At 72.1% G+C, this 26579-nt stretch carries 23 protein-coding genes and 6 pseudogenes; 12 read left to right on the top strand and 17 right to left on the bottom strand.

Translation table 11 applies throughout. The features are described from left to right. The first annotated feature begins 219 nt into the window (after positions 1-219). Together JNW91_RS16105 and JNW91_RS16100 are read left to right on the top strand one after the other, a co-directional pair. Positions 220-561 carry a hypothetical protein gene (locus JNW91_RS16105; protein ID WP_203176116.1) on the top strand — a complete coding sequence of 114 codons (342 nt, stop codon included), beginning with the start codon at positions 220-222 and terminating at the stop codon, positions 559-561. Next, positions 558-1217, top strand: a complete 660-nt coding sequence (locus JNW91_RS16100; protein ID WP_309244385.1) for a nucleotidyl transferase AbiEii/AbiGii toxin family protein — start codon at positions 558-560, stop codon at positions 1215-1217. The genes JNW91_RS16105 and JNW91_RS16100 overlap by 4 nt, the downstream gene beginning before the upstream one ends. 62 nt (positions 1218-1279) lie before the next feature. On the opposite strand, the pseudogene JNW91_RS16095 reads toward JNW91_RS16100, so the two are convergent. After that, positions 1280-2181, bottom strand: a pseudogene (locus JNW91_RS16095) (SDR family oxidoreductase). 248 nt (positions 2182-2429) lie between these two features. Between JNW91_RS16095 and JNW91_RS16090 the strand changes: the two are divergent. After that, positions 2430-4151, top strand: coding sequence for a bifunctional metallophosphatase/5'-nucleotidase (locus JNW91_RS16090; RefSeq protein WP_407664328.1), 1722 nt, complete (start codon positions 2430-2432; stop codon positions 4149-4151). A 58-nt stretch (positions 4152-4209) separates the two neighbouring features. Here JNW91_RS16090 and JNW91_RS16085 read toward each other — a convergent pair whose 3' ends face one another. Together JNW91_RS16085 and JNW91_RS16080 are read right to left on the bottom strand one after the other, a co-directional pair. Further along, positions 4210-4416 carry a hypothetical protein gene (locus JNW91_RS16085; protein WP_238425091.1) on the bottom strand — a complete coding sequence of 69 codons (207 nt, stop codon included), beginning with the start codon at positions 4414-4416 and terminating at the stop codon, positions 4210-4212. 52 nt (positions 4417-4468) lie between these two features. After that, positions 4469-5623 (bottom strand): geranylgeranyl reductase family protein, encoded by a 1155-nt coding sequence (locus JNW91_RS16080; RefSeq protein WP_203176115.1) that lies wholly within the window; start codon positions 5621-5623, stop codon positions 4469-4471. A 147-nt stretch (positions 5624-5770) separates the two neighbouring features. Between JNW91_RS16080 and JNW91_RS16075 the strand changes: the two genes are divergently transcribed. Both JNW91_RS16075 and JNW91_RS16070 read left to right on the top strand, forming a co-directional pair. Beyond that, the gene (locus tag JNW91_RS16075) at positions 5771-6007 is read left to right on the top strand and encodes a hypothetical protein (protein ID WP_203176114.1); all 237 of its coding nucleotides are present in this window, start codon (positions 5771-5773) and stop codon (positions 6005-6007) included. 55 nt (positions 6008-6062) lie between these two features. Continuing rightward, complete coding sequence (locus JNW91_RS16070; protein ID WP_203176112.1) at positions 6063-7514, top strand: MFS transporter; 1452 nt, start codon at positions 6063-6065, stop codon at positions 7512-7514. A gap of 69 nt (positions 7515-7583) precedes the next feature. Here the strand turns inward: JNW91_RS16070 and JNW91_RS16065 are convergent, their stop codons facing one another. From JNW91_RS16065 to JNW91_RS16050, 4 genes and pseudogenes are all read right to left on the bottom strand, one after another. Then, positions 7584-8168 carry a hypothetical protein gene (locus JNW91_RS16065; protein ID WP_203176110.1) on the bottom strand — a complete coding sequence of 195 codons (585 nt, stop codon included), beginning with the start codon at positions 8166-8168 and terminating at the stop codon, positions 7584-7586. Positions 8169-8608: 440 nt separating this feature from the next. Beyond that, the gene (locus tag JNW91_RS16060; protein ID WP_203176108.1) at positions 8609-9244 is read right to left on the bottom strand and encodes a hypothetical protein; all 636 of its coding nucleotides are present in this window, start codon (positions 9242-9244) and stop codon (positions 8609-8611) included. 13 nt (positions 9245-9257) lie between these two features. After that, a complete protein-coding gene (locus tag JNW91_RS16055) occupies positions 9258-11042 on the bottom strand; it encodes a DUF4012 domain-containing protein (RefSeq protein ID WP_203176106.1) in 1785 nt (594 codons plus the stop codon). 101 nt (positions 11043-11143) lie between these two features. After that, positions 11144-12387: pseudogene (locus tag JNW91_RS16050) on the bottom strand (glycosyltransferase family 4 protein). 168 nt (positions 12388-12555) lie between these two features. Here JNW91_RS16050 and JNW91_RS16045 point away from each other — a divergent pair. Continuing rightward, positions 12556-13110 (top strand): arsenate reductase/protein-tyrosine-phosphatase family protein, encoded by a 555-nt coding sequence (locus tag JNW91_RS16045; RefSeq protein ID WP_203176105.1) that lies wholly within the window; start codon positions 12556-12558, stop codon positions 13108-13110. Here JNW91_RS16045 and JNW91_RS16040 read toward each other — a convergent pair. Then, positions 13091-14551, bottom strand: coding sequence for a polysaccharide biosynthesis tyrosine autokinase (locus JNW91_RS16040; protein ID WP_203176103.1), 1461 nt, complete (start codon positions 14549-14551; stop codon positions 13091-13093). The two genes, JNW91_RS16045 and JNW91_RS16040, sit on opposite strands and share 20 nt — an antisense overlap. Positions 14552-14887: 336 nt before the next feature. Between JNW91_RS16040 and nhaA the strand changes: the two are divergent. Continuing rightward, positions 14888-16251 (top strand): annotated as a pseudogene (gene nhaA / locus JNW91_RS16035) (Na+/H+ antiporter NhaA). 49 nt (positions 16252-16300) lie between these two features. Here nhaA and JNW91_RS16030 read toward each other — a convergent pair. The 8 genes and pseudogenes from JNW91_RS16030 to egtA form a co-directional block, all read right to left on the bottom strand. Beyond that, positions 16301-16498 (bottom strand): hypothetical protein, encoded by a 198-nt coding sequence (locus tag JNW91_RS16030; protein ID WP_203176095.1) that lies wholly within the window; start codon positions 16496-16498, stop codon positions 16301-16303. Then, positions 16495-16824, bottom strand: coding sequence for a hypothetical protein (locus JNW91_RS16025; protein ID WP_203176094.1), 330 nt, complete (start codon positions 16822-16824; stop codon positions 16495-16497). Before JNW91_RS16025 ends, JNW91_RS16030 begins: the two co-directional genes overlap by 4 nt. Then, positions 16824-17186 (bottom strand): DUF1622 domain-containing protein, encoded by a 363-nt coding sequence (locus JNW91_RS16020; protein WP_203176093.1) that lies wholly within the window; start codon positions 17184-17186, stop codon positions 16824-16826. Before JNW91_RS16020 ends, JNW91_RS16025 begins: the two co-directional genes overlap by 1 nt. 39 nt (positions 17187-17225) lie before the next feature. Beyond that, complete coding sequence (locus tag JNW91_RS16015) at positions 17226-17813, bottom strand: TMEM165/GDT1 family protein (protein WP_203176092.1); 588 nt, start codon at positions 17811-17813, stop codon at positions 17226-17228. Positions 17814-18030: 217 nt separating this feature from the next. Continuing rightward, the gene (gene egtD, locus JNW91_RS16010) at positions 18031-18996 is read right to left on the bottom strand and encodes an L-histidine N(alpha)-methyltransferase (RefSeq protein ID WP_203176091.1); all 966 of its coding nucleotides are present in this window, start codon (positions 18994-18996) and stop codon (positions 18031-18033) included. Between the two features lie 51 nt (positions 18997-19047). Next, positions 19048-19793, bottom strand: a pseudogene (gene egtC, locus JNW91_RS16005) (ergothioneine biosynthesis protein EgtC). Between the two features lie 28 nt (positions 19794-19821). Beyond that, the gene (gene egtB, locus JNW91_RS16000) at positions 19822-21162 is read right to left on the bottom strand and encodes an ergothioneine biosynthesis protein EgtB (protein ID WP_203176090.1); all 1341 of its coding nucleotides are present in this window, start codon (positions 21160-21162) and stop codon (positions 19822-19824) included. Then, a pseudogene (gene egtA, locus JNW91_RS15995) lies at positions 21159-22390 on the bottom strand (ergothioneine biosynthesis glutamate--cysteine ligase EgtA). Before egtA ends, egtB begins: the two are co-directional and overlap by 4 nt. A gap of 156 nt (positions 22391-22546) precedes the next feature. Between egtA and JNW91_RS15990 the strand changes: the two are divergent. Together JNW91_RS15990 and JNW91_RS15985 are read left to right on the top strand one after the other, a co-directional pair. Continuing rightward, complete coding sequence (locus JNW91_RS15990) at positions 22547-22810, top strand: hypothetical protein (RefSeq protein WP_203176089.1); 264 nt, start codon at positions 22547-22549, stop codon at positions 22808-22810. 38 nt (positions 22811-22848) lie between these two features. Then, positions 22849-23402: pseudogene (locus tag JNW91_RS15985) on the top strand (response regulator). Positions 23403-23414: 12 nt separating this feature from the next. Here the strand turns inward: JNW91_RS15985 and JNW91_RS15980 are convergent. After that, a complete protein-coding gene (locus JNW91_RS15980) occupies positions 23415-23909 on the bottom strand; it encodes a GbsR/MarR family transcriptional regulator (RefSeq protein ID WP_203176088.1) in 495 nt (164 codons plus the stop codon). A gap of 91 nt (positions 23910-24000) precedes the next feature. Between JNW91_RS15980 and JNW91_RS15975 the strand changes: the two genes are divergently transcribed. The 3 genes from JNW91_RS15975 to JNW91_RS32365 are packed head-to-tail and all read left to right on the top strand — an operon-like array spanning position 24001 to position 26508. Beyond that, positions 24001-24897: an ABC transporter ATP-binding protein gene (locus JNW91_RS15975; protein ID WP_203176086.1), complete on the top strand. Its 897-nt coding sequence runs from the start codon at positions 24001-24003 to the stop codon at positions 24895-24897. After that, complete coding sequence (locus JNW91_RS32370) at positions 24894-25691, top strand: hypothetical protein (protein WP_238425090.1); 798 nt, start codon at positions 24894-24896, stop codon at positions 25689-25691. Before JNW91_RS15975 ends, JNW91_RS32370 begins: the two co-directional genes overlap by 4 nt. Next, positions 25621-26508, top strand: coding sequence for a hypothetical protein (locus JNW91_RS32365; RefSeq protein WP_238425089.1), 888 nt, complete (start codon positions 25621-25623; stop codon positions 26506-26508). The genes JNW91_RS32370 and JNW91_RS32365 overlap by 71 nt, the downstream gene beginning before the upstream one ends. The last annotated feature ends 71 nt before the right edge of the window (positions 26509-26579 follow it).

Here is a 26579-nt window from a genome sequence, read left to right as displayed (position 1 = left end):
TCGCCCGAGAACTCAACGGACGACCACGCCAAACCCTCGACTGGCACAATCCAGCCGAGGTACTCAACAAACACCTAGTTGCAACAACCGCTTGAAACCGCCGCGGGTTGAAACGCCGATATCGGCGATGTCGAGTCGATCATGAACACGACAGCGGGGCGGAGGCCGCATGGGATCGTCCTGAGCGACACCGGGACCGCCGGGCGTTACCCTGACACCATGCAGGCCGTCTCCCTCACCGCGACCGGCGTGGCCTTCCTGGCCCGCCCGGGTCGCCCCGCCGTGGTGGCGCGGACGCTCGCCGAGCTGGCCGGCCCCACCCGGGGGGTGGTGGAGCTGCCGGTGCGGTTGATGTGGAACGCCGAACGCACCTTCGACCTCGCCGACCCCGACCAGCTGCTCTGGATGTACGAGAACGTGCTGCGGGAGACCACCCGCCCCGAGGACCTGCGCGTCCTCATCAACGGGCGGACGCTGCGCCGGGTGTGGCGGTCGCTCAACCTGCCCCGGGGCGTACGCCTGGCGTGGGAGAGCCGCCACCGCGGCCTGCGGGCGGCGTGATCGCGCCACATCTGCACGAGTTCTACCGAAAGGTGGCCCGGGTGGCGCTGGCCGCCGCGGGCCCGTACCGCTTCGTGTTGGGCGGCGGCGTGGCCTGGGCCGCGCACGGACTGGTGGCCCGCCCGACGGAGGACGTCGACCTCTTCGCCGACGTGGAGGGCGCCGCCGCGGCGGCCTCCACCGGGGTGCGGGTGGCGCTGGAGCGCGCCGGGTTCACCGTCACCGACGCCGACCCGGACAGCGACCTCGCCGAACTGTTCGACGGGTACGACCGGGACATGAAGGACTTCGTGGTGAGCCGCGACGGTCGGCAGATCCGGCTCAGCCTGGCTCGGCTGGATCGGCAGCAGAGCCCGGTGGTGATGGACCTCGGCCCGGTGATGGACGTCCGTGACCTGGTGGCCAACAAGATCGCCGCCCTGGTGAACCGGCGGGAGGTCCGCGACTTCATCGACGTGGCGGCGGCCCTCGAACACTACGACGTCACCGAACTGCTGGTGCTGGCCCGGCAGGTCGACCCGGCGCTGGACCCGGAGGACGTGCGGGCCGCCGGCCGGTACCTGGATCGGCTGTCCGAGCAGCGCTTCGGCCGGTACGGCCTGGGCGCCGCCGACGTCGCCCAGGTCCGGCAGCGCTTCGCGGACTGGCCGCGCTGACCGACGAAACCGGGCCGCACGACCGGGCGGGCGATGCGAGGACCGCCCGCCCGGCGCCAGGTTCACTTGGTCGGTCGACCGCCCGTGACCCCCAGGATCTCGCCGGTGACGTAGCTCGACTCCTGCGAGGCGAAGAAGACGTACGCGGGAGCAGCTCCGCCGGCTGACCGGGGCGACCCTCCGGGGTGTCGGTGCCGAACTGCTCCACCTTCTCCTTCGGCATGGTCGCCGGAATCAACGGCGTCCAGACCGGACCGGGTGCCACCGCGTTGACCCGGATGCCCTGCTCGGCGAGGTCGGCGGCGAGGGCCTTGGTGAAGTTGGCGATCCCCGCCTTGGTGGTGGCGTAGTCGAGGAGCTGCGGCGACGGGTCGAACGCCTGGATCGACGCCGTGTTGATGATCGCCGAACCCTCGGCCAAATGCGGAATGGTGGCCTTGCACAGCCAGAACATCGCGTACAGGTTGGTCTTGAGCACCCGGTCGAACTGCTCGGTGGAGATGCCGAGGATCCCCTTGTCCTGCGACATCTGGTACGCCGCGTTGTTGACCAGGATGTCGATGCCGCCCAGGTCGCGCACCGTACGGTCGACCAGCTCCTGGCAGTGCGCCTCGTCGGTGATGTCGCCGCGTACCGCGACACCCCGCCGACCGGCGTCCTCGACCAGCCGGATGGTCTCCCGCGCGTCGGCGTCCTCCTCCTCGCTCAGGTAGGAGATGACCACGTCGGCGCCCTCCCGGGCGAACGCGATCGCGATGGCCCGGCCGATCCCCGAGTCACCGCCGGTGATCAGCGCCCGTTTGCCGTCGAGCTTGCCGCTGCCCCGGTACGTGTCCTCCCCGTGGTCCGGCTTCGGGGTCATCTCCTCCGTCGAGCCGGGCGGCGCCTGCTGCTGACCGGGCTGCCCGGACTGCTGGCCGTACTGGCTGGTCGGGTCCTGCTGGGTGTGCTGGTCTTCACTCACCGACATCTCCTCGCACCGCGCGGGTTCCCTCCCCCGCGACATTCGTCCCACACCGCCCTACCCTGCGCCGGCCTGCGGAAACCGACACCACCATCGGGGCTGGCGTGGCGGGGGTGACCAGCGGTGGTTATGGTGCGCGAGGCGCCCACAAGGCGCGTCCACCCCCATGGAAAGGCATGTCATGACCTCTCCCTCCGGCCCGTCGCGTCGCCAGGTGCTCGCCGCCGCGGCCGCGGCGGCGAGCCCCGCTGATCGCCGCCGCTCCCGCGCAGGCGGCCGGCGCGGCCCGGTCACGCACCTGGGACCTCACCCTCCTGGGCACGTCGGACACACACGGCAACGTCTACAACTGGGACTACTACCGCGACGCCGAGTACGACGACAGCAAGCACAACGACATCGGAGTCGCGAAGCTGGCCACCCTGATCAACCAGATCCGCGCCGAGCGGCGGGGCAGGGCGACGCTGGTGCTCGACGCGGGCGACACCATCCAGGGCACCCCGCTGGCCACCTACTACGCCAAGCAGGAGCCGATCACCGCCACCGGCGAGAAGCACCCGATGGCCCGTGCCATGAACGTCATCGACTACGACGCGGTGACGCTGGGCAACCACGAGTTCAACTACGGCCTGCCGCTGCTGGACCTGTGGATCCGTCAGCTCGGCTTCCCGGCGCTCGCCGCGAACGCGGTCAACGCGAGGACCGGCAAGCCGGCCTTCCAGCCGTACGTCATCAAGAAGGTCTCCCTCGGTTTCGCCGCGCCGACCCTGCGGGTCGGCATCCTCGGCCTGACCAACCCCGGCGTGGCCATCTGGGACAAGGGCAACGTCGAGGGCAAGCTGCGCTTCGACGACATGGTCGCCACCGCGGCGAAGTGGGTGCCGATCATGCGCGCCCGCGGCGCGGACCTGGTGCTGATCTCCGCGCACGGCGGTGACAGCGGCACCTCCAGCTACGGCCCGGAGCTGCCGAACGAGAACCCGGTGGCGCTGATCGCGCAGCAGGTGCCGGGCATCGACGCGATCCTGTTCGGTCACGCGCACAACGAGGTGGTCGAGCGGTTCGTCACCAACGAGCGCACCGGGGCGCAGGTGCTGCTCTCCGAACCGTCCAAGTGGGGGCAGCGGCTCACCCGGATGGACTTCACCCTCACCCGTGAGCGCGGCCGTTGGACCATCACCAAGAAGGCCGCCAGCATGCTGAACACCAACACGGTCGTCGAGGACCCGAAGGTGCTCGCCGCCGTCCGGGCGCAGCACCAGAAGACCGTGGCGTACGTCAACCAGGTGGTCGCCCGGTCCACGGTGGAGCTCTCGGCGACGGAGTCGCGGTACAAGGACACGCCGATCCTGGACTTCATCAACCACGTGCAGACCGAGGTGGTCGACGCGGCGCTGGCCGGCACCGCGTACGCCGACCTGCCGGTGCTGTCGATCGCGGCGCCGTTCAGCCGCACGGCGGTGTTCCCCGCCGGCGACGTCAAGATCCGCGATGTGGCCGGGCTCTACGTGTACGACAACACCCTTGAGGCGGTCGTGCTCAGCGGTGCCGAGGTGCGCGCGTACCTGGAGTACTCGGCGAAGTACTTCCGCACCCTCGCGCCGGGCGCGCCGGTGGACCCGGAGCAGATCAGCGACCCGGCCGTGCCGGACTACAACTACGACGTCTTCTCCGGACTGGACTACGACATCGACATCTCCCGGCCGGTGGGCCAGCGGATCACCCGCCTGGTGCTGCCCGGCACCGAGACGCCGGTCGCGGACAACGCGCAGTTCGTGGTGGCGGTGAACAACTACCGGCGCAGCGGCGGCGGCAACTTCCCCGGCATCGTGAAGACCCAGGTCTACAACGCGCAGCAGGAGATTCGCCAGCTGCTCATCGACTGGGCGCAGGCCAAGGCGACGATCGACCCGGCCGACTTCTTCCAGCCCAACTGGCGGCTGGTACGCGAGGGCGTGCCGGTCTTTTGATCGCGGCACGACAGGAGGGGCGGGCCGTGGGTGGCGACACCCGCGGCGTCGCGCGTTCTCAGCCGGCGTGGCGCAGGTTCCAGTGCACCGGGTCGTCGAACGGCTCGGGCCGGTCACCTCGTGCTTCGGCCTCGGTCAGCTCGACCCGGTCGTCGGGCCGGACCGCGGGCGGCAACTCCCCGAACCGGACGTGGCGTAGAAACGCGTACTCGTCATCGGTGAACGGCTGCTCGGCCATCGGCACCTCCTGCGGCTCACCTGCCATTATCCGGCCACCGGTCCACCCGGGTGGGGACGCACACACCCGGTAAGCCGTCCTAGGATCCTGGGTGAACAGGGGACGGCCGCCGGTCGGGCACCCGGTCCAGCATCGCGAGCGCGGCCCGGATCGGCCGGCGTTCCAGCATCTCGGCGAAGCTCGCCCGCCCCTGGCAGAACTGGACGAACATGCGCCAGCCCGGCGGCGTCGCCAGCAGGGCGTGGAACACCTCCGGGCGGCGGGTGAACACGTCGAGCAGCCGGAACCCCGCCCGCATCTCCGGCACCAGGCGCTCGGCCACCGCCCGCTCGTACCCGCCCAGATCACCGGCGGCGACCGCCGCACCGGCCAACTCCCCGGACCGCAAGGCGAAGCTGATGCCCTCCCGGCTCCACGGCTCCAGCAGACCCGCCGCGTCCCCGGCCACCAGCACCCGACCGTCGCGCAACGGGGAGTCCTCCTCGCGGCAGCGGGTCAGATGGCCCGAGTCGTGCTCCGCCGGCAGCCCGGTCAGCCCCAACCGGTCGACGAACTGCCGCAGGTACTCCCGGGTCCCCTCCCCCGCGCCCCGGGCCGCGATCACCCCGACCGTCAACCGCTCACCCTTCGGGAAGACCCACGCGTAGGAGCCGGGCATGCGCCCCCAATCCAGCAACAGCCGCCCCCGCCACCGCTCCTGCTCCGCGGGCGGCACCGGCACCTCCAGTTCCAGGCCAAGATCCACCTGCCGGTACCGCACCCCGACGTGCCGGGCGGTCACCCCGGACGACCCGTCCGCGCCGATCACCGAGCGGGCGGCGAGCGTCGTACCGTCGGCCAGTCGCAGGCGTACCTGCTCAGGATCCTGTTCGATCGCGCGGACCGCGACCCGCTCCCGCATCTGCGCGCCGGCGGCAACCGCCGCCGCGCGCAGCCGGTCGTCGAACTCCTCCCGGCGCACCATGGTCACCACCGGGCTGCCGTGCCGCCGGGTGAACTCCCGGCGGCCGTCCCGGGTGAACGTCACCCGGTCCACCCGGTCGTGCGCGGGAACCTCGATCCGGTCCCGCACCGCGGCCAGCGAGGTGCCGATCAGGCCACCACCGCACGTCTTGTAGCGCGGGTGCGCGGCCCGCTCGACAACAAGGGTGCGAACGCCGGCGTGGGCGGCGGCGTGGGCTGCGGAGAGCCCGGCCAGGCCGGCGCCGACGACGATGAGATCCCAGATGATCACGGTTGCAGCCTAGGGCACCACCTGCCGCGCGGATCGGCCACGACACCACCTCGACCGCCCGATCGGGTGGGCATCTTCGCTCACCCAGGGGGTACCCGACGCTGCGCAAACGTCCGCCGCGGAGGCGGACGAACGAAGGAGGAGATCATGCAGCAGGTGCAGCTGTCGGAGGTCGAGCAACGGGTGTACCAGGCGGTCACCACCCTTGAGCAACGCGGCCAGGTGCCGTACCCGGACCTGATCGGCGAAGAGGCCGGCCTGACCGAGGAACAGGTGCACGCCCCGCTGCACCAGCTCACCGAGAAGGGCCTGCTGCACCGCGAGGACTCGCCGATGGCCGGCCTCGACTTCGGCCCCCGGTTCTGCGCCCGACAGATGGCGTGACCCGCGGAACCACTCGCGACGATTCGCCCCCCGACGACCAGGGTAGCGACCAGGAATGGATGATCGCCGGTCACCGGGGGGCACGATGAGCGCGGCGCCACAGCCGATTGACGCCGCGGAGAACCGCCGACGCTGGCAGGCCGTCGGCGTCGGGCTGGTCGCCGCGTTCATGACGCTGCTCGACGTGAGCATCGTCAACGTCGCGGTGCCGTCCATCGACCGGGCGCTGCACGCGTCGCCGAGCGACCTGCAGTGGGTCCTCTCCGGGTACGCGCTCACCTTCGGCCTGGCGCTCGTGCCCGCCGGTCGCTTCGGCGACGCCCGTGGTCGACGCAACGCGTTCGTCTTCGGCATCGCACTGTTCACACTGACCAGCGCGCTCGCCGGACTGGCCACCTCCCCGACGTTGCTGGTCGCCGCCCGGCTGCTTCAGGGTGCCGCGGCCGGCGTGGTGAATCCGCAGGTGATCGGGCTGATCCAGGAGCTGTTCCGTGGGCCGGAACGCGCCCGCCCGTTCGGGCTGCTCGGCGCCACCATCGGTATCTCCACCGCCGTCGGACCCCTGCTCGGCGGACTGCTCATCGCCGTCGGCGGCGTGGAACACGGCTGGCGGTGGGTCTTCTTCGTCAACGTGCCGGTCGGCATCCTCGCGGTGATCCTCGGCTGGCGGCTGCTGCCGGGCCGCCCCCAGGGCAGGCCGGACCGACGGCGGCTCGACCCCGTCGGCGTGCTGCTGCTCGGCGTGGGCGTGGTGCTGATCCTGCTGCCGCTGGTCCAGGAGCAGCAGTGGCAGACCCCGTGGAAGTGGACGCTCATCCCGGCCGGCCTGGCGGTGCTGGTCGCGTTCGGGCTCTGGGAACGGTCGTACGGACGCCACCACGAACCCCTGTTCGACCTGCGGTTGTTCGGCTTCCAGTCGTACACCCTGGGGTCGCTCATCGCGCTGATCTACTTCGGCGGCTTCACCGCGATCTTCTTCATCTTCACCCTGTACCTGCAGAACGGTCTCGGCTACAGCGCACTCGTCGCCGGCCTGGCCATCACGCCGTTCGCCCTCGGCTCGGCCGCCGCCTCCGCGTTGGGCGGACGGATCGTCAACCGCTTCGGTCGACCGCTGGTCGGCATCGGACTGCTCGCCGTGGTGATCGGCCTGGCCACGACGGTGGTCGCGCTTCGCCTCGCGCCGGACGCGCCGGCGCCCTGGGTCACCGCCGGTCCCCTGCTCATCGCCGGTATCGGTAGCGGACTGGTGATCGCCCCCAACCAGACACTCACCCTGGCGCAGGTGCCCGTGCCCCAGGCGGGCAGTGGCGCGGGCATGCTCCAGACCGGTCAGCGGATCGGCGCCGCGGCGGGCATCGCCGCCGTCGGCTCGATGTTCTTCTCCAGCCTGGCCGACAGCCGCGGCAACTGGACCACGGCCTTCGAGAAGTCACTCGTGCTGGCCACCGGGATCATCGCGCTCGCGCTGGTCGCCGCGCTGATCGACATCCTCCGCAAGAACTGACAACCCCTGGGTACGCCGATGGCCGACACCCCGGAGTTCGGGATGCCGGCCATCGCCGTGCTGCTGCGGTCAGCTGTTCCAGTACTGAGCCACGAGATCGGCGGCCTGCTGCTCCCACTGGGCGTAGGCGTCCGGGTAGGCCGACACCTGCACCGTCTGCGCGGCGTCGGTCAGCGGCATGTCCTGCCAACCGTCAACCTGGTTGAGGCCCTTGAGGAACGCGGTCGTCGCGTACTCCGGGTCGGTGATCTGCTCCGGCGTACCCCAACCCGAGCTCGGGCGCTGCTGGAACAGGCCCAACGAGTCGTGGTCGTTGGCATCGCCCAGGTGGCCGAGGTTCTCCAGCTTCGACTCCTGCAGGCTCGTCGCGATCGAGATCACCGCGGCCCGCTCGGGCAGGCCGGCCTTCTTCGTCGCCGCGATGATCGCCTTGGCGTTGGCGGTCTGCTCGTCGCTCAGGGTGATGCGCGACTGATCGCCCTGGGTGCCGTGCGGGATCAGCTTGCTGGCGTCCGGCTTGTCGGCCTGCACGACCGCCACCGGCGTGGCGTCGGTGACGGGATTGACGGCGTGGGCGACCGGACCGGCGAACACGCCACCGGCGAACGCCAGACCGGCAACGGACAGCACGCTCTTACGCATGATCGTGTTCATGGGGGTAGCTCCTTCGGGGGTAAGGACACCCGCCACCGACGGTGTCGGCGGTGCGGGTGTGAGCACCTCGTCCGGCGCCGCACATACTGAGGAAAGTTTTGGGGCCGTGACCTACGAGCCGGGGGGCTCGTGGCGCGGACCGTGTGTAACGACCGCGGGCCGGGGGCCATTCCCGGGGGCGGACCGTGGAGCCAGAGGCCGTGGTCCTGCGCTCGTCCGGGGTGTAACGACCCCCGCCCGGCCACCATTCCGCCGCACCGGTGTGACCGGTCACAACACAGACCCCCAAGGCGGCACAAAACGCCCAGGCGGTGCGACCCTGGTAGCGTCGCGCGGCCAGCAACGGCATCGGGCTGACACAGGACGGGCTGGCGCCCGTCGGATCATGTCCGACGGGCGCCAGCCTCAGGTGAGATCCGGGCACTGCCCGGTGGTGCCGATCAGTGCGCAGCCCCGCCGAAGCGCTGACGACGACGCCAGGCCAGGGTCAGCAGCAGCATGATCGCGCCAGCGCCGACCAGGCCGCCGCCCAGCTTCATGGGCGTGCCGAGGCTGTCGCCCGTGACCGGCAGCGGCTGCCTCTTGGGCAGCACCCGCAGCTCGGCGGTGGCGGTCCGGCCGGATTCCCGGCCGGTGGCGGTGAAGGTCAGCAGACCCGTCACCGACGGCGTGTAGCTCCTGGTGAAGCGGCCCTGGGCGTCGGTGAACGCCGTGAAGTTCAGCGGCGCGCTCGCCTGGTACGCCACCGGCGCCATGGCGACGGTGGTGCCGTCGCTGCGACGCGCCGGCGCCTGACCGGCCGCCGGGGCGGCCAGCGGGGTCACCGTCACCGAGATGTCGACGGTCTCGTTCGGACCGAAGCCCGTGCCGGTCAGCACGACCGTCTCGCCGAGGAAGATCGTCGGCCGGTTGACGGTCAACGACGCGGCGGCCGGCGGGTACGGCGGCGGCTGGGGCGGGTCGGTGGTCGCGGTCGCGCTTGGCGCCGGCTGCGGCTGTGCCGCCCCCGCTGCCGTCGGCACGGCCACCACGGCCAGGCCGACCGTGAGCGCCATGATGATGCGGGATAGCCGCATGATTGGTTCCCTCCTACTGGTCACAGCTTGGTGCGGAATGAACTTGGGTGGTCCAAGGGCTGGCGGTGGGGGTCAGCCACAGCTCGGCCTGTCCGACGCCGGTCTTGGCCGTCAGCACGGTGACCTCCAGCGCCCTTTCGGCGCCGGGGCCGACGTCGACGCTGGCCGTCGCCACCTGTCGGCGGCGTTCCGTGCCGCTGCCAAGTGCCGTTTCGACCCCGTCGAGCCGGGCCTCGAGCACGGCGCCTCCCGCCGGACTGAAGATCGACACCAACGTGCGTGCGGTGTACGGATCACCGGCCAGGCCGAGGCCGAGGACGGACTCACTGAGTCCGGACTTCGGCGCCGTCGAGCGCAGGGTCACCCGCAGCCGGAGCTCGCGGCGACCGTCGGGGCGGCATTCGCCCACCGTCAGGTTCGCCGTCGGCCGCAGGTAGTAGCCGAGCTTCGCGCCGCTGCCGTCGTTGAGGAACACGCCGACGGTCGGCACGGTGTCCTGTTCCGGAAGCGTCCCGGCCATGCGGCTGGCGCCGAATGTCCGCTGTTCTTCAGGTCGGGCACTCCAGAACAATATCCGGCGTTCGGTGATAGCACGGTCAAATGCGGACAACAACACCCGCGGGTTGACATTCTTCTTGAAGAAGGCGTCGAAGACCGAGGCGGCCGACGCGGCGAAGAACTCGTCCTGCTCCTTGATGTCCAGGCGCTGGTAGCTGTCATTGAGCAGGGTCTGCACGACCTTCTCACTGGCCAGCGGCACGCCACCGTGCACCAGCACCGGCCCGGTCGCCTTGAGCAGATACGACAGCACCACCGGGTCGACGGCGAGCACGCCGTCGACGGTGGTGCCGGTCTTGCGCCGGAACATCTCCCGGTACAGCGCGGCGGCGGTCGGGAAGTGCGGGGTCAGATTGACGTCGGCGGGATAGATGCCGGGCAGGTCGGTCCAGAGCGCCCGGGTCTCGGCCGGCAGCTTCAACGCCGGCGTGAACCGGCCGAGGGACGCGCTGCTGCCCTGTAGGCCCATCTGGACCTTGCCGTTCGCGGTCTCGATCATCGCGTACGCGCCGAACATGCCGCCGGTGGCACGCAGCTCGGCGAGGTTCTGCGAGACCAGCAGATACCGTCGCGGCCCGTTCGCGCCGAGCAGCGGCGGCAGCAGCCGAGCGCCCTGGTCGGCGGCCGTGGTGAGGCTGGCCAGACGGTCGATTTCGCCGCGCAGGTCGGTCAGCGCCTGGCGGATCTGCTTGACCAGCCGGCCGGCGGGCACCAGGGCCAGGTCGCGGCGGGTGCGCTGCACCGCCTCGTTCACTCCGGACAGCTCGGCGGAGACCGAGGTCAGCCGGGCCAGATCCAGCCGACCATTGGTCGGCACCAGGCTGGTCAGGTCCGTCCGGAGCAGGGTCGGGAACGCCTGCCGGGCCAGCTCGTCGATGGCGACCGCGATCTGCCGGACCGCGTCGAGGTCGTCTCCCGCGATCGGGGTACGGCGACCGAGCGCCCAGCCCGGGTCGTCGGTCGCGGCACGGGCCGCGCCGGCCTGCTCCTGTAGGGCGGCGAGTGTCCGCAGGGCACGGTCGGTGTCCCCGCCGACCACCTGGGCACTCAACTCCCGCGCCAGTCCGGCGGCGTTGAGCAGGTGGGAGCGCGCCTGCCAACCCCGGAAGCCGATCCAGCCCCCGGTCGTCAGCAACAGCGACCCGACCACCAGGGCACCGAGGAGCGCCCGTCGCAGTCGCGCGCGTCGGCGGCGCCGGGACCGGCTGCGCCGCCGGTGCGGCCGTTCGCTCTCCGTCACACCACACTCCCCATTTCCGGAACCGGACAGAAGGTCCGATTTCCCTGACCGTTCTTAGCACGCATTGCGCCGTCTCGTGCCGTTATGGCGTTTCTCGGCGCTTACGCGAGGTTCATTCGTGCGGCTGCAAGCTCCTCGACGCGGCCGGCCGCCTCGTGCAGCAGCCGCTCGATCCGGTCGACCCCGGCCGGCAACGACATCTCCCGCAGGTACGCCTCGCGGCCCCGGCGGCCCATCTCGACGCGTGCCGGACCGGGGATGGTCGCGGCCAACCAGAACCGGTCGGCCAGCGCCGCCCAGTCCTCGGGCGGGCAGGACAGGCCCGCCCGGGCTCGTTCGACCAGCTCGGCGGTGTCACCCCCGGCCGAGGCCACCACCGGCGATGCGCAGGAGAGCGCTGCCTGCAGCTTGCCGGGCACCATGCCCCGCAGCTCCGGCAGATCACGCAGCATGACCAGCTGATAGTCGGCGGCGGCGTACAACTGCGGCATGTCGACAGGCGAGCGCCGCTCCACGAAGCGGACGTTCTCCGCGCCCAGCTCGGCGGCGAGCCCCCGCACCCGCCGCTCCTCGGCACCCGAGCCGACCAGGACCAGATCCATCGTCCGGTCCAGAGCCGCGGCCGCCCGTACCGCCGTCTCCAACCCCTGCCGGGCGCCTATGGTGCCGGCGTGCATCACCACGCACCGTCCGTCGCGGCGGACCAGCTGACGGGCCGCCCCGTCCGGCGTCGCCGGGTGGAAAATCCGCTCGTCGGTCCAGTTCAGCACCACCCGCACCCGGGCGGGGTCGGCGCCGGCGGCGACCACCAGGTCCCGCATGGACGGCGCGGCCACCGCCACCCGCGCGGCGGACCGGTAGATCCGGGTCATCGCCGCGGCCATCCGCGTCGCCCACCGCCCGTCGCCCGCCTCGGCGCGCCGTCTCGCGCCCAGACGTCCTGCACGTGCAGCACCGCCGGCACCCGACCGAGCAGCCGCAGCACCCCGGCCGCGGCGAACGTGGTGGCCGGCAGTTGGAAGACGTAGAGCGCGTCGACGTCGCCGAGCACCCGGCGCGCGATCATCGTCGCGCTGGCGGCGAAGGACAGGTAGCTGGCCATCCGGACGCCGGTGGACGCGCCGGCGCCCGTGTACCTCGGCACCCGCCGGACGGTCAGCCGTTCACTGTGGGTCTCGTGATGCCAGCGCTGGCGCCAGCCAGGGTAGACATGCCCGCCGGGATAGTCCGGAAAGCCGGTGAGCACCCGGACCTCGTGCCCGCGGGCGGCGAGCGCCTCGGCGAGGCTGCCCGGGATGAACGCCGGTTCGGGCGGGAAGTGGTACGACAGGATGCCGATCTTCACCGGGGCACCACCGTCCAGCGCGGATCGGCTCCGGTCGGCGCGGCACCGCGGCCGACGGGCACCGGGCCCGCGTACGATGCCGACAACCCCTCACCGCGCGGCCACCGGCGTCGACGCACCGCCCTCGCGGTGCTCTCGTCCGTGTCCGCACCGACGGAAGGGACACCGATGGCCGACCGCGTGCTGTTCGTCTGCCACGCCAACCTGTGCCGATCGCCGATGGCCGAGTACCTGGCCCGCCGACTGCTCGCCGACCAGCCGGTGACCGTGGCCAGCGCCGGTACCGACGCGATGGACGGGCTGACCATGCACCCGTACGCCATGCAGGTCGCGGCCGAGAGCGGCGCGGACCCGGCGGATTTCCGCAGCCGGACGCTGCGCCCCGAGTACCTGGCCGAGGCGACGCTGGTGCTGACCGCGACCCGGCGCCAGCGCTCGGTCTGCACCGCGCTGGCACCGGCGGCGCTGCACCGCACGTTCACCATGCTCCAGTTCGGCCGGCTGACCGCGGCGGCCGAGCCGGACACCGAGCCGGCCGACGACCCGCTGGGGGCCGCGATCGCCGCCGCCGCCCGCGCCCGGGGGCGGCTGCAACCCGCCGCCCCCGACGCGGATGACCTACGAGACCCGATCGGCGGCACCGCCGCCGACTTCCGACGGTGCGCTGAGGAGATCGAACGATCGCTGCGACCCCTCGCCGCGCTCATCGGGGCAGCCGGGTGAGTTCCTGGGTGCGGTCGCTGAGGCCGTTGACCCCGTTGCTCTCGCTGTGCTTGGCAGCGGTGGCCCGGTCGGTCGGCACCGACGGTGTGGCCGTCGACGTGACCACCCGGTAGGCCTCGTACTGGTACGCCTCGGCCTTGGCCACCTTGGCCATGTTCAGCACGCAGCCCAGCAGCCGCACCGAGACCGAGTGCAGCGAGCGGGCCGCCGCGGCCACCTGGGCACGCGAGGTGCGGCCCTGCTGGCTCACCAGCAGCGCGCCGTCGGCCTGAACGGCCACCACCACGCCGTCGGTCACCGCGAGCAGCGGCGCCGTGTCGATGATCACGATGTCCGCCGACTCGCGAAGGGCGAGCAGCAGATCCGCCATCGCCTTGGAGCCGAGCAGCTCGCTGGGGTTCGGCGGGGCCGAGCCGCTGGGCAGCACCAGCAGGGACTTGTCGCCCCAGCGCTGCACCACGTCGCCGACCTGCACGTCACCGACCAGCACGTCGGTCAGGCCAACGCCGGCGTCCAGGCCCAGGTACTCGTCGACCTTGGGTCGGCGCAGGTCCGCGTCGACGAGCAGCACCCGCCAGCCGGCCTCGGCGAGGGCGATGGCCAGGTTGCAGGAGAGCGTGGTCTTGCCCTCGCCCTGCAGGGCGCTGGTCACGGCGATGACCCGGGCCGGCTCGTGCACGTCCACGAAGCGCAGGTTGGTTCGCAGCTTGCGGACCGCCTCGGCGCGCGCCGAGGTCGCGGCGTCTCCGACGATCAGCGGCGCGGTACGGGCACTGCTCTCGAACGGGATCTCACCGAGCAGCGGGCTGCCGGTGGCCCGTTGCAGGCCGGCGGCGTCGCGCAGCCGGATGTCGGCCACGCCCCGCAGGATCGCCAGGCCGACGCCGAGCACCAGGCCGATCAGCCCGCCGAGGGTGAGGTTCCGCACCGGCTGGGGTGAGACGGGACTGGAGCTGACCCGTGGGCCGCTGACCACCTCGATCTTGATCGGGGCCTTGCCCTCGGGCGGCGTCTCGACCTTCTGGACGAGGTCGACGAACTTCGCGGCGAGGGTTTCGGTCACCCGCAGCGCCCGCGTCTGGTCGGTGTCGGTGATCGACGCGCGGAGCAGGACGGTGCCAGCCTCGCTGGAGGTGCTCACCCGGCGCTGCACCTCGTCCGCGGTGAGCCCGACCGGCGTCTCGGCCACCACGCTCTGCGCCAGCCGGTCGCTGGTGAGCAGGTCGGCGTACGACTTGACGCGCTGCTGGAGGAAGAGCCCACCCTGGTAGGCGTCGGTGACGCCCTGGTTGGGGGTGGTGACGAAGAACGTCACCGAGGCGACGTACCGGGGCTGTGCCCGTACGGTCAGAAACGCCGAGAGACCCAGAGCGACCATGACCGTGACGAGCACGAGCCACCAGTGCCGACGTACGTGCCGCAATTGGCGGAGCAGGTCCATCAGGCGCGCCTCCGTGCCGGTCCGGTTACGCCAAAGAACTTCACGAAAACCCCCAAGGTCGTCTTAAACTCGTGAAACTATTAAAGCCGCTCATACGGCTTATGTCCGGAGTTATGTATTTTCCGTGGTGCCATGTGCACCCCGCATGACCAACCCGGCAGAAGGCCATTCGGCAGCGGCGACATCGCGGAAAACTCGACAACCGGGTCAGCGGCGGTCGATCGGCCCTGCGATCGCCGCGACGCGTGAGCCCGGATAGGGTCGACATCGGTGTGCCGGGAAGTCTGGTCGGCGAATGGATTCCTGCCGTCCCGACAGCCGAGGTGAACCGCGCACATGGCCGACCGCACCCCACCCGCCGACCGGTTCCGGCTGTTCTCCCGATCGTCCTGGCCGGAGGCGCGGCACCTGGCCGACGTGCTGCGTACCGAGACGGTCGGTGGCGCACTGCTCCTGCTCGGCGCCGTGATCGCGCTGATCTGGGCGAACTCCCCCTGGGCCGACTCGTACCTCCGCCTCGGCGACTGGGTGCCCTGGCCCGGCGGGACGCGCTGGCATCTCGACCTGTCCGTGGCCACCTGGGCCGCGGACGGCCTGCTGGCCATCTTCTTCTTCGTGGTCGGGCTCGAACTCAAGCGGGAGTTCGTCGTCGGTGAACTCCGCGACCCGCGACGTGCCGCCCTCCCGGTGGTCGCCGCCCTCGGCGGAATGCTGCTGCCCGCGCTGATCTACGTGGCGGTCGTGTCGGCCGGGGGCGGAGAGGGGCTACGCGGCTGGGCGATCCCGACCGCCACCGACATCGCCTTCGCGCTGGCCGTGCTCGCGGTGGTCAGCTCACACCTGCCCCAGGGCCTGCGGGCCTTCCTGCTCACCCTCGCCGTGGTCGACGACCTGTTCGCGATCACCATCATCGCGGTCTTCTACACCGCCGACTTCCATCCCGTCCCGCTGCTCGCCGCGCTGGCGCCGATCGGGCTCTTCGCGCTGCTGGTGCGGCGCGGGCGTACCTGGTGGTGGGCGCTGACACCCCTCGCGCTGGGCGCCTGGGCGCTGGTGCACGCCTCCGGTGTGCACGCCACGGTGGCCGGCGTCCTGCTCGGCTTCACCGTGCCGGTACTGGCCCGCCGCCGTGCGACGTCGCCGCGACGACCGTGGCAGGACCGGCCACCGCCGGCACCGACGCGGACGCCGGTGGCCTCGCCGCGCACCTGGAACACCGGTGGCGGCCGGTGTCCGCCGGCTTCGCGGTGCCGGTCTTCGCCCTGTTCGCGGCCGGCGTCACGCTGCGCGGCACCGACGTGGGCGCCCTGCTGACCGACCCGGTGGTGATCGCCGTCGTCGCCGGCCTGGTCCTCGGCAAGAGCGTCGGCATCTTCGGGTCGACCTACCTGCTGGCCCGGTTCACCCGCGCCGAACTCGACGAGGACATCAGGTGGGCCGACCTGCTCGGCATCGCGCTGCTCGCCGGTGTCGGATTCACCGTGTCGCTGCTCATCGGTGACCTGGCGTTCGGCGCCGGCAGTGTGGCCGACGACCGGGTGAAGACCGCCGTGCTGGCCGGCTCGGTGATCTCCGCCGGGATGGCCGCCGTCGTGCTGCTACGCCGCAACGCCGTCTACCGCCGGGTGGCCGACCGGGAACGGTTGGACGCCGACGGCGACGGCGTGCCGGACGTCTACCAGCGCAGAACCCGCGGCTGACCGCCTGCGTACCCGGCGGTCGTCCGCACGACTCCCCGGGCGATCGGCATCAGCGCCGGCGGTCGGCGGGCCGGCGCTCCTCGGTCTCCTCGGACAGCGCCTCGGCCGCCGGCTCGGTGAGGTCGTCACCGGGCACCGCCACCTCCTCGGCCAGGTCCCGCTCGTCGGGCTTCCCGCCGGGCTGCGGCTCGGGAGCGGTGGCACCGCCGGCGAAGCCGTACTCGTTCGGTTCGTCGTGCCTGCTCATGTGGTCGTCCTCCCGCTGTCGCCGGTCCCGCCTCTCACCGCCAACGGTAGGTGGTGATCGTCCCCGCCGCAGGGCGGCCGGGATTGTCGACGCGGCCACGGCGGTGCGACACCCAGCGCCGCCCAGAGCAGCTGGCGCAGCGCGATGATCGCCGCCGCGCCGGCCAGACCGTTCCAGCCCGGATTGCCGACCAGCCGGAGCAGACCGGCCGCGATCAGCAGGTCCAGGAGCACCCGGATGGCGGTCCGGGGCGCCCCGGTGCTCAGCACGATCACCACACCGGTGACGAGGGCCAACGCGGTGACCGCCAGGGCCAGCGCGCTCATCACGACCGGCGCTCGCCCTCGGCCACCTGCCGCTGCTCCTGACGGATCTCCCGACCCAGGAAGTAGTTCAGCGCCGTCCGGATCGTGGCGATGGCGGCCAGCTGGCCGATCTGGGTGAACGACGGCGACACCGCGGTCCGCAGCACGTCGGCCGCCAACTGGAACTCCAGACCGAGGGTCAGAAACCGGCCCAGGGCGAGCCGGATCGGGGTGAAGACAGCGGCGGTGCGGTGCCGCAGCCCCTCGACCACGAACCGCACCGCCGCCCAGACGGCACCCACGAAGATCACCACAGCGCCGGCGACCTCCACCACGGCGACCAGCACCTCGTCGCCGTGGCGCAGCAGCTCCGCCGGCTCCACCCCGGGCCGTTACCCACCCTCGGGGCGGCTAGTCGGCGCTCAGGTCAGCTCCTTCACCGCCTCCAGGATCAGCCAGAGACCGGAGATGGCGAAGAGGATCGCGGCCACGTACCTGATGGTCTTCTCCGGCAGTCGACGGCCGAGCATCCGGCCGACCAGGATCGCGAGGGCGTCCGCCGCCACCATGCCGATCGTGGAGCCGAGCCAGGTGCCGAACCAGCCGTACTTGGTGGCCAGGGTGATCGTGGCGAGCATCGTCTTGTCGCCCAACTCGGCCAGGAAGAACGCCACCGAGACCGCCACGATCGCGGTCTTGCTCGTCTTCTCCGCCTTCCGCTTCTCCTCCTCGGTGAGCTTGTCCCCCCGCAGGGTCCACGCACCGAAGCCGAGGAACGCCACACCGGCCACCAGGGAGATCCACTCGGTGGGCAGCACCGCCCCGAGACCCGCGCCGATGGCGACCGACGCCAGGTGCACCACCGCCGTGGCGACGGTGATGCCGATCAACACCGGGATCGGCTTGAACCGCGTGGCGAAGGTCAGCGCCATCAACTGGGACTTGTCCCCCAGTTCGGCGACGAAGATGACGCCGAAGCTGACCACCAGCGCGGCGAGAAATCCCTCCATGACATCCTTCCCGTTTTCACACCGGGAGGAGGTACAGGGGCGCCCTCGACCCGGCTGCTACAGCCTGAGTCGAAGGTCTCGCCCGCCCCGGAGACCGGGGCCGCGTGGCCGGATGCGGAACGCACCAGTATGTCGACCACGACATTGGGGGCTACTCCCCTTCGCGCGACCAGCCTATCGGATCACCCCCGGCGCCGGTCGGGGCGGGTGGACAGGCTCATCGGGCCCGCGCCAGCGTGACCCCGAACAGGCCGTCCGGGTCGGTCCAGAACTCCGTCGCGGTGAAGCCCGCCGCGCCCAGCTCCGCGGCGATCCCCGCCGGCCGGAACTTCGCCGAGACCTCGGTACGCAGCTCCTCCCCCGCCGCGAACTCCACGGTCAGGTCCAGCACCCGTACGCTCATCGGCCGCGTGGCGCGCAACCGCATCTCGATCCACTCGTGATCGGAGTCCCAGAGGGCGACGTGTTCGAACGCCGCCGGGTCGAAGTCGGCGCCCAACTCCCGGTTGATCACGCGCAGCACGTTGCGGTTGAACTCGGCCGTCACACCGGCCGCGTCGTCGTACGCGGGCACGATCACCGACGGGTCCTTCACCAGATCGGTGCCGAGCAGCAGCCAGTCGCCGACCTCCAACGCGGCGCGCATGGCGCTCAGGAACTCGGCCCGCTCGGCCGGCAGCAGATTGCCGATCGTGCCACCGAGGAACACCACCAACCGTCGGCCGCCGGTCGGCAACCGGTCGAGCTGCCGGGTGAAGTCCCCCACGATGCCCCGCACCCGCAGGCCCGGATAGTCGGCCGCGATCTGCGCGGTGGACCCCAGCAACGCGCTGACCGACACGTCGAGCGGGACGAACGTGCCCAGCCCACCCCGGCGGGTGAACGCGTCCAACAGCAACCGGGTCTTCTCCGACGAACCGGAACCCAGCTCGATCAGAGTCTTGGCGCCGGTCAGCGCCGCGACGTCGGGGGCGTGCTCCGCCAGCACCGCCCGCTCGGCGCGCGTCGGGTAGTACTCGGGCAGGCGGGTGATCTCCTCGAACAGCTCGCTGCCCCGGGAGTCGTAGAACCACTTCGGCGGCAGCCACTTCGCCTCGGCGCTCAACCCGGCCCGGACGTCCTGACGCAGGCCGCGCTCCAGGTCCTGCTGCTCAAGGTAGATCTCCAACGGTTCCGCCGTCATCGGCCCTGCCTCTCTGCTCAGTCAACACTCGCGTGGCCCGACCGGTGCCGCTCACCGGGTCGGCAGTGGGCATACCCGCACCTCGCTCGCGGTGCCGGTGACCAGGTGCCCCTCGGGCACCGACCGCCATCCCGGGTCGTCGTCGTGCGGCTCGGAGGCGAGCAGCACCGAGCCCCGCGCGGCGCGCACCGACAGCGCGTGCCCCACCACGCTGGCCACCACCCGCCGACCGTCGGTGAGCAGCAGGTTCAACCGCGACCCCGGCGCCGCCGCGGCCACGTCGGCCACCGTTCGGGCGACCGCCTCCGCCGGGTCGTCGCCGGCACGCAGTCGATGCCGCACCAGCGCCCAGAGCAGCGCCGAGTCGGTGGCGGCGTCCAGGGTCAGCAGGTCACGCACCGGCAGCACGGCGGCGAGCGGTACCACGGCGTCCGGCCAGCCACGGATCACACCGTTGTGGCTGAACAGCCAGCGGCCCTCCGCGAACGGCGCGGCGGCCCCGTCGAGCACCGCCATCCCGACGGTGGCCGAACGGACCGCGGCGAGAACCGCGCCGGAGCGGGTCACCGCCGCGAGGTCCGCGATCGTCGGATCGCTCCAGATCGGCTGGGCCCGCCGGTAGCGCACCGGGTCGCCGCCGCCCGGATACCAGCCCACGCCGAAACCGTCGGCGTTGATCGTGCCGCCGCCGCGCATGTCGCGCGCGCCCACGACTGGCGCACCAGCGAGTGCGTCGGGTCGAACAGCAGCTCGGCCAGGGTGACCGGCGGCCCCAGGTAGGCCAGGTGACGACACATCAGCGGCCCCCACCCGCCGCGCGTCGGGTCACCGGTGCGACTCGTCCGGGCCGGCGTCGCGGGCGCACCGGAAACCGCTGAAGATCTGCCGGCGGATCGGATAGTCCCAGTTGCGGAAGGTGCCCCGGCAGGCCGACCGGTCCGTGCCGAACGAGCCGCCACGCAGCACCCGATAGTCGTCGCCGAAGAAGACCTCGGAGTATTCCCGGTAGGGGAAGGCGGTGAAACCGGGATGCCCCCGGAAGGTGGTCGACGTCCACTCCCAGACGTCACCGATGAGCTGGTGCACGCCCAACGGTGAGGCGCCGGCCGGGTACGCGCCCACCGGGGCCGGCCGCAGGTGGCGTTGATCGAGGTTGGCGTGCGCCTCGGTCGGGTCCTCGTCGCCCCACGGGTAGCGGCGGGAGCGACCGGTCGCCGGGTCCCACCGGGCCGCCTTCTCCCACTCCGCCTCGGTCGGCAGTCGCTTGCCGGCCCACGCCGCGTACGCCTGCGCCTCGTAGAAGCACACGTGCACCACCGGCTCGTCCGCGCGGACCCGGCCCCACCGGCCGAAACGCCGATACGACCAGCCGTCGCCATCCCGCTGCCAGTGCATCGGGGCGTCCAGCCGCTCCTGGACCCGGTGCGCCCAGCCGGCCGGGCTCCACCAGCGCGGGTCGGTGTAGCCGCCGTCGGCGATGAACGCCTCGTACTGCCCGTTGGTGACCGGTGCGGCGTCGATGACGTACGCGGGCAGGTCGACGCGGTGCGCGGGACGTTCGTTGTCCAGAGCCCACGGGTCGGTGTCGGTGCCCATGGTGAACGCGCCGGCCGGCACCAGCACCTCCCCGCCGACGGTGGCGGACGGCTCGGGCGGCGCCGGGGCGTGCAGCACCGCCGACCCCGCTCGCAGTTGGTGGGTGGCGAGCATCGTCTCGTCATGCTGCTGCTCGTGCTGAACGATCATGCCGAACGCGAACCCTTCGGCGACCAGCGCACGCTCGGTGAACCGCACCGTGTCGAGCAGGTCGTGCACCTTGTCCCGGACGGTGCCCAGGTAGGCGCGGGCCTCCGCGGGTGGCAGCAGGGGCAGCGTGGGACGGTCGCGGCGGGGCTGCTTGAACGCGTCGTACAGCTCGTCGATGTCGCACCGGACCGGCTCGCGGCCCCCCACGTCACGAACCAGCCAGAGCTCCTCCTGGTTGCCGACGTGCGCCAGGTCCCACACGAGCGGCGACATCAGCGGCGAGTGCTGGCGCATCAGGTCGGCGTCGTCGACCACCTCGGTCAGCAGCGCGGTACGGGATCGGGCCCGCGCCAGCTCCGCCGCGATCCGGCCGCGCAGCCGCTCCCCGTCGGTGTGTCCCGTCGTCGTACTCGCGGTCACCGGTATCCCCTCTCCGCGGCGGCCAGCCGCCGCCGAACGCCTCGTGCGATGTCGTCGTGGGTGTCGGCCGGCAGGCCCAGCCGGGGCAGCCCGCTCATGGCCAGGTCGAGCAGCCCGGTCGCGGCGGCGCCCAGCGCCGCGTCGGCAAGCCCGTGCCGGGCGGCCGCGGACCAGCGGTGCGCCACCGGCGCCGCGATCGTGTACGCCGCACGCACCGTGCCCGCGTCGGCGAACAGGGCGGTCAGCACCGCCAGCGGAAGCCGCCAGTCCCCGCCGGGCTGGGCGTCCAGGTAACGCAGCTCCAGATAGCCGCGGGGACGCACCGGCGGGAAGAGCGTGCTGACGTGGTAGTCGAGGTCTTCGGTGGTGGGTGGGTGCGGCAACGCGCCGTCGAGCCAGTCGGCGAAGGTCACGCCGGGCGGGGCGGCCCAGTCCGGGCCGTGCCGGCGCAGGCAGAGCAGCGGCGCGGCGAGCACGTACCGGATCCAGGTGTCGGTCGGGTCCTCGTGGGCGTTTCCGGCTGTCCAGACCGGGCGGGTACGCGCCGGGTCGATGGCCAGCCACGCCGCCATCCGGGCGGAGGCCCAGCCGGTGCGCCGCCCGGCGTGCCGGGTGGCGGATGCGAACGCCGCGAGCAGCGGCGGGCCGACCGCGTGGGCCGCGGCCCACCGCGCGGCGACCTGGTCCGGTTCGCCGGCGTCGAGGCAGATCTGAAGCCCGGCGGTGCTGTACATCATGTCGCCGGCCGGACCGCGCCGGTCGAAGGCGCCGCGCATGGCGCGGTAGCGGGGAGTTTCCAACACCGGGCGGGCCGTCGGTGCGGGTCGATGCCGCTGCGGCCGAGGATCAGACCGGCGGCGGCCAGCAGGTCGGTGACCTGGGCGATGTCGGCCTCGGTGGCCTCGATCAACGCGGTGGTCGAGGAGCGCGGCGGGGTGGAGATCTCGAGCTGGCCACCCGGCTCCAACGTCACCGTTCCGCCGTGTCGCAGCGGCTCGGCCGAGCTGGTCGCGTCCAGGGTGACGGGGCTGTGCCGCCCCAGCGCCGCCCGCAGCCGCGTCGGGTCGACGGGTCGGGCGGGATCGGCGGCGTCGTGCACGGTCCATTCCAGTTCGACGCCCGTGCGCGTGGGTGGACCGGTCTTGAAGCAGATCCGGGCGAGATGTCGGACTGCGGCGGCGGACTCGCGCAGAATCGCGCTGCGGTCCAGGTCGGGTGACGTCACCATCGGTCGGGCCCCCTCTCCGTGTGCCGGCTCGGGACACGGTGCCACCGTAAACCCGCCCACCGACACCGTCGGGAGGCGTCCACGACGCCTCCAATCTCTGTCTAACAGACGAATTTCCCCGACGCAGGGCGGAACGAACCCGGCGGTCAGTCCCGGGTGGGGTGGCCCATCGTCGGGTGCGACGGCCTGGTTTTCGCCGAGCCGGGCGGCTCCGGCGTCGGCTTCGACTTCGACGTCGGCGACGACTTCGACGTTGGCGACTTCGACGTCGGCTCGGGCGCCAGCCGTTGGCAGTACGCCCCGACCTGGTCCGCGCCGCCCGCAGCGGTCACCAGCTGTTGGAAGGCCGGCGTCTTCAGGGCCTTTTCCCGCTGTTCGGGCTTCTTGGCCTGCCAGGCACGGCACAGCCCGTGCAGCTGACCGGCGGGACCACCGCACTCGTGCACCGCGGCGACGGCGTGACCCAGATGGCCAAGGCGCTGCTCGTGGACGACCGGCGGGAGAACCTGATGGCCCTGGAGGCGATCCTCCAGGGCTCCCGGTCCAGTCGGTGGCGGTGGAGAGCGGCGAGGCGGCCCTCAAGCAGTTGCTGGTGGACGACTTCGCGGTGATCCTGCTGGACGCGCAGATGCCGGACATGGACGGCTTCGAGACGGCCAGCCACATCAAGCGCCGGGAGCGGACCCGGCACGTGCCGATCATCTTCCTCACCGCCGCCGACCGGGACGCCCAGCTCGCGCTCCGGGGTTACCAGGTGGGCGCGGTGGACTACCTGACCAAGCCGTTCGACCCGTGGGTGCTGCGGGCCAAGGTGTCGGTCTTCGTCGAGCTGTGGGTGAAGACCCGGCAGTTGGCCGCCCAGTCGGACCTGGTCCGGGAGCGTGACACGCAGTGGCGGCGTCTCACCGACGCGGTCGACGAGGCGACGACCCTGCTCCGCTCGGACGAGCCGGAGGCCCGGTCCCGGGCGGTGGAGCTGATCGAACAGGCCCGCTGGGGCACCACCTCCTGACGGGGGTGGTGCTCACTCGCCGGGTCGGACGTGGCCGTTGGCGGCACGGCGGAGCCGCCACCGCTCGCCCAGCGAGTCGATTTCCTCCTGGACGAAGATGAAGAAGTCCCGCATCTCGGCCACCCGTTCGCCGGCCGGCGTCTCCGGGCCGTTGAGCGCGGCCACGCCGTCCTCGGCCACGTCGATGAACGTCTTGTAGAGCGCGGTCTTGGTGATGGTGGCCTCGTACCAGGGGTTGTCCGGCATCCGGTAGCGGTCCCGCCGGGAGCGGGGGACCGGCTCGCGGATCAGCGTGCCGAACTGGGTGAGGTAGCGGACCGCGCCGCTGACCGCTGCCGCGCTCACACCGAGCCGCTCGCCGATCTCGGCGGCGGTCAGCGGGTCGTCCGCGCTCATGACGGTGAACAGCACCCGGGCGGCCATCCGCGGGAACCCGACCTCGGCGAAGGTCAGTGCCATCCGCTCGACGAATAGGTGCACCGGGTCGTGGCTGTCGGCGGCTGCCATGACGATCCCTCCTGCCTGCTCGCGTGGCCACGATGGTGCCCCGGATCTCACAGTCTTCACAACTTTGTGAAACGAGTGTAGCTTCCGATATATGGAAACTCCCATTTCGGTGTCGGGCCTGGTCAAGACCTTCGGCCGGACCCGGGCGCTCGACGGGCTGGACCTGACCGTCCGCGCCGGCGAGGTGCACGGCTTCCTCGGCCCGAACGGTGCCGGCAAGTCGACCGCCATCCGGGCGCTGCTCGGCCTGCTGCGCACGGACGCGGGGACGCTGCGCCTCCTCGGTGGCGACCCGTGGCGCGACGCGGTGGCCCTGCACCGCCGGCTGGCGTACGTGCCGGGTGACGTCACGCTCTGGCCCAACCTCTCCGGCGGCGAGGTCATCGACCTGCTCGGCCGGATGCGCGGCGGCCTCGACCCGGCCCGCCGAGCGGAGCTGCTCGACTCCTTCGAGCTGGACCCTCGCAAGAAGGGCCGGGCGTACTCCAAGGGCAACCGGCAGAAGGTCGGCCTGGTGGCGGCCCTCGCCTCCGACGCCGAACTGCTCATCCTGGACGAGCCGACCTCCGGCCTGGACCCCCTCATGGAGGAGGTCTTCCAGCACTGGGTCCGCCGGGCGAAGGCCGACGGTCGTACGGTGCTGCTCTCCAGCCACATCCTGGCCGAGGTGGAGGCGCTCTGCGACCGGGTGACGATCATCCGCAACGGGCGGGACGTGGAGACCGGCACCCTGACCGAGCTGCGTCACCTGCGGCGTACCTCGATCGAGGCCGAGCTGACCGGCCCGGTGGACGGGCTGGGCCAGCTCACCGGCGTGCACGACCTGCGGGTGGACGGGCAGCGGGTGCGCTTCGACGTGGAGAACGCCGCGCTGGACGCCGCGCTGCGCCGGCTCACCGAGATCGGCGTACGGAGTCTGGTCAGCCAGCCTCCGACGTTGGAGGAGCTGTTCCTGCGGCACTACCAGGGCGAGCAGGTGCGGTCATGACCGCTCTCACCGGCACTTGGCAGCTGGTGCGGCTGATCCTGCGCCGGGACCGGGTGCTGCTGCCGATCTGGATCCTGCTGCTGGCGGTGCTGCCGGCCAGCTACGCCAGCGCGTACGCCGAGCTGTACCCGACGGCCGCGGAGCGGGCCGCGTACCTGGCCGGTACGGCGAGCAACCCGTCGATCGTCGCCCTGCTCGGCCCGGTGTACGGCGACAGCATCGGCGCGCTCACCGTCCAGCGGGCCGGTCTGCTGGCCCTGATCGCCGCACTGGTCAGCGTGCTCACGGTGGTGCGGCACACCCGCACCGAGGAGGAGGCCGGTCGCCGGGAGCTGCTCGGCGCCACGGTGCTGGGCCGGTACGCCGGGCTGACCGCCGCCCTGCTGGTGACGTACGCCGCGAACGTGCTGCTCGGTCTGCTCATCGCCGCCGGCCTGGCCGCGGCGGGCCAGCCCGGCGCTGGTTCGCTGCTCTTCGGCGCCGGGGTGGCGCTCACCGGCATCGTGTTCGCCACGGTCGGCGGCCTGGCCGCGCAGCTCACCGAGAGCGCCGGCGGGGCGCGCGGGATCGGGCTGGGCGTGCTCGGGCTGGCGCTCGTGCTGCGGCTGGGCGGCGACGCCGGGAGTTCCGGTGGCACCGGCGGGAGCGCGGAGTGGCTGAGCTGGCTCTCGCCGCTGGGCTGGGCGGGCACGGGGGCGGGCCTTCGCCGACGAGCGCTGGTGGGTGCTGCTGCTGCCGGTGCTGTTCAGCGCGGTGGTCGCGCTCGTCGCGTACCCCGTCTCGGTGCGCCGTGACCTCGGCGCCGGGGTGTTCCCGCCCCGGCCCGGCCCGGCCACCGCCGGTGCGGGCCTGGCCGGGCCGTTCGGCCTGGCCTGGCGGCTGCACCGGGGTCAGTTGCTCGGCTGGACCGTCGGCTTCGGGGTGCTCGGCCTGGTGTTGGGCGGCGCGGCGGACGCGGCCGGCGACGCGGTCAAGGGCAACCAGCAGGTCGCCGAGATCCTGGCCCGTTTCGGGGGCACCTCGGCGCTCGCCGAGGCGTACCTCGGCGGCACGTTGAGCCTGACCGCGCTGGCAGCCGCCGGGTACGGCATCCAGGCCGCGTTGCGGGCGCGCGGGGAGGAGACCGCCGGCCGCGCCGAACCCCTGCTGGCCACGGCGGTGAGCCGGACCCGCTGGCTGGCGGCGCACCTGCTCTTCGCGCTGCTCGGCCCGGTGGTCGTGCTGGCGGTGGCCGGGCTCGCCACCGGTCTGGCCTACGGCGTGAGCGTGGGTGACGTGGGCGGCGAGGTGCCCCGGCTGCTCGGTGCCGGACTGGCTCAGGTGCCGGCGGTCTGGGTGCTGTCCGGGCTGGCGGCGCTGCTGGTCGGCTGGCTGCCTCGGGTCTCCGGTGCCGCCTGGGCGGTGCTCGCGGTTTGCCTGCTGCTCGGTCAGCTGGGTGCGGTGCTGAAACTCGACCAGTGGGCGTTGGATCTCTCCCCGTTCACCCACACCCCGCAGGTCCTCGGTCACGACTGGACCGCCACCCCACTGGCCATCCTGACGGCCATCACGGTCGCCCTCCTGGCCCTGGCCCTGACCACCTTCCGATCCCGCGACGTCCCCACCCCCTGACCCCGGCCGCACCCACTCGCCCGCACCCGGGGTTGATCATGAAGTTATTGCCGACAAATGGGACGAAAAAT

The organism is Micromonospora parastrephiae, assembly GCF_016802865.1.
Classification (GTDB): domain Bacteria; phylum Actinomycetota; class Actinomycetes; order Mycobacteriales; family Micromonosporaceae; genus Micromonospora; species Micromonospora parastrephiae.
Note: the sequence above shows the minus strand (reverse complement) of the source record. Positions and strands in the feature narration are given on the sequence as shown.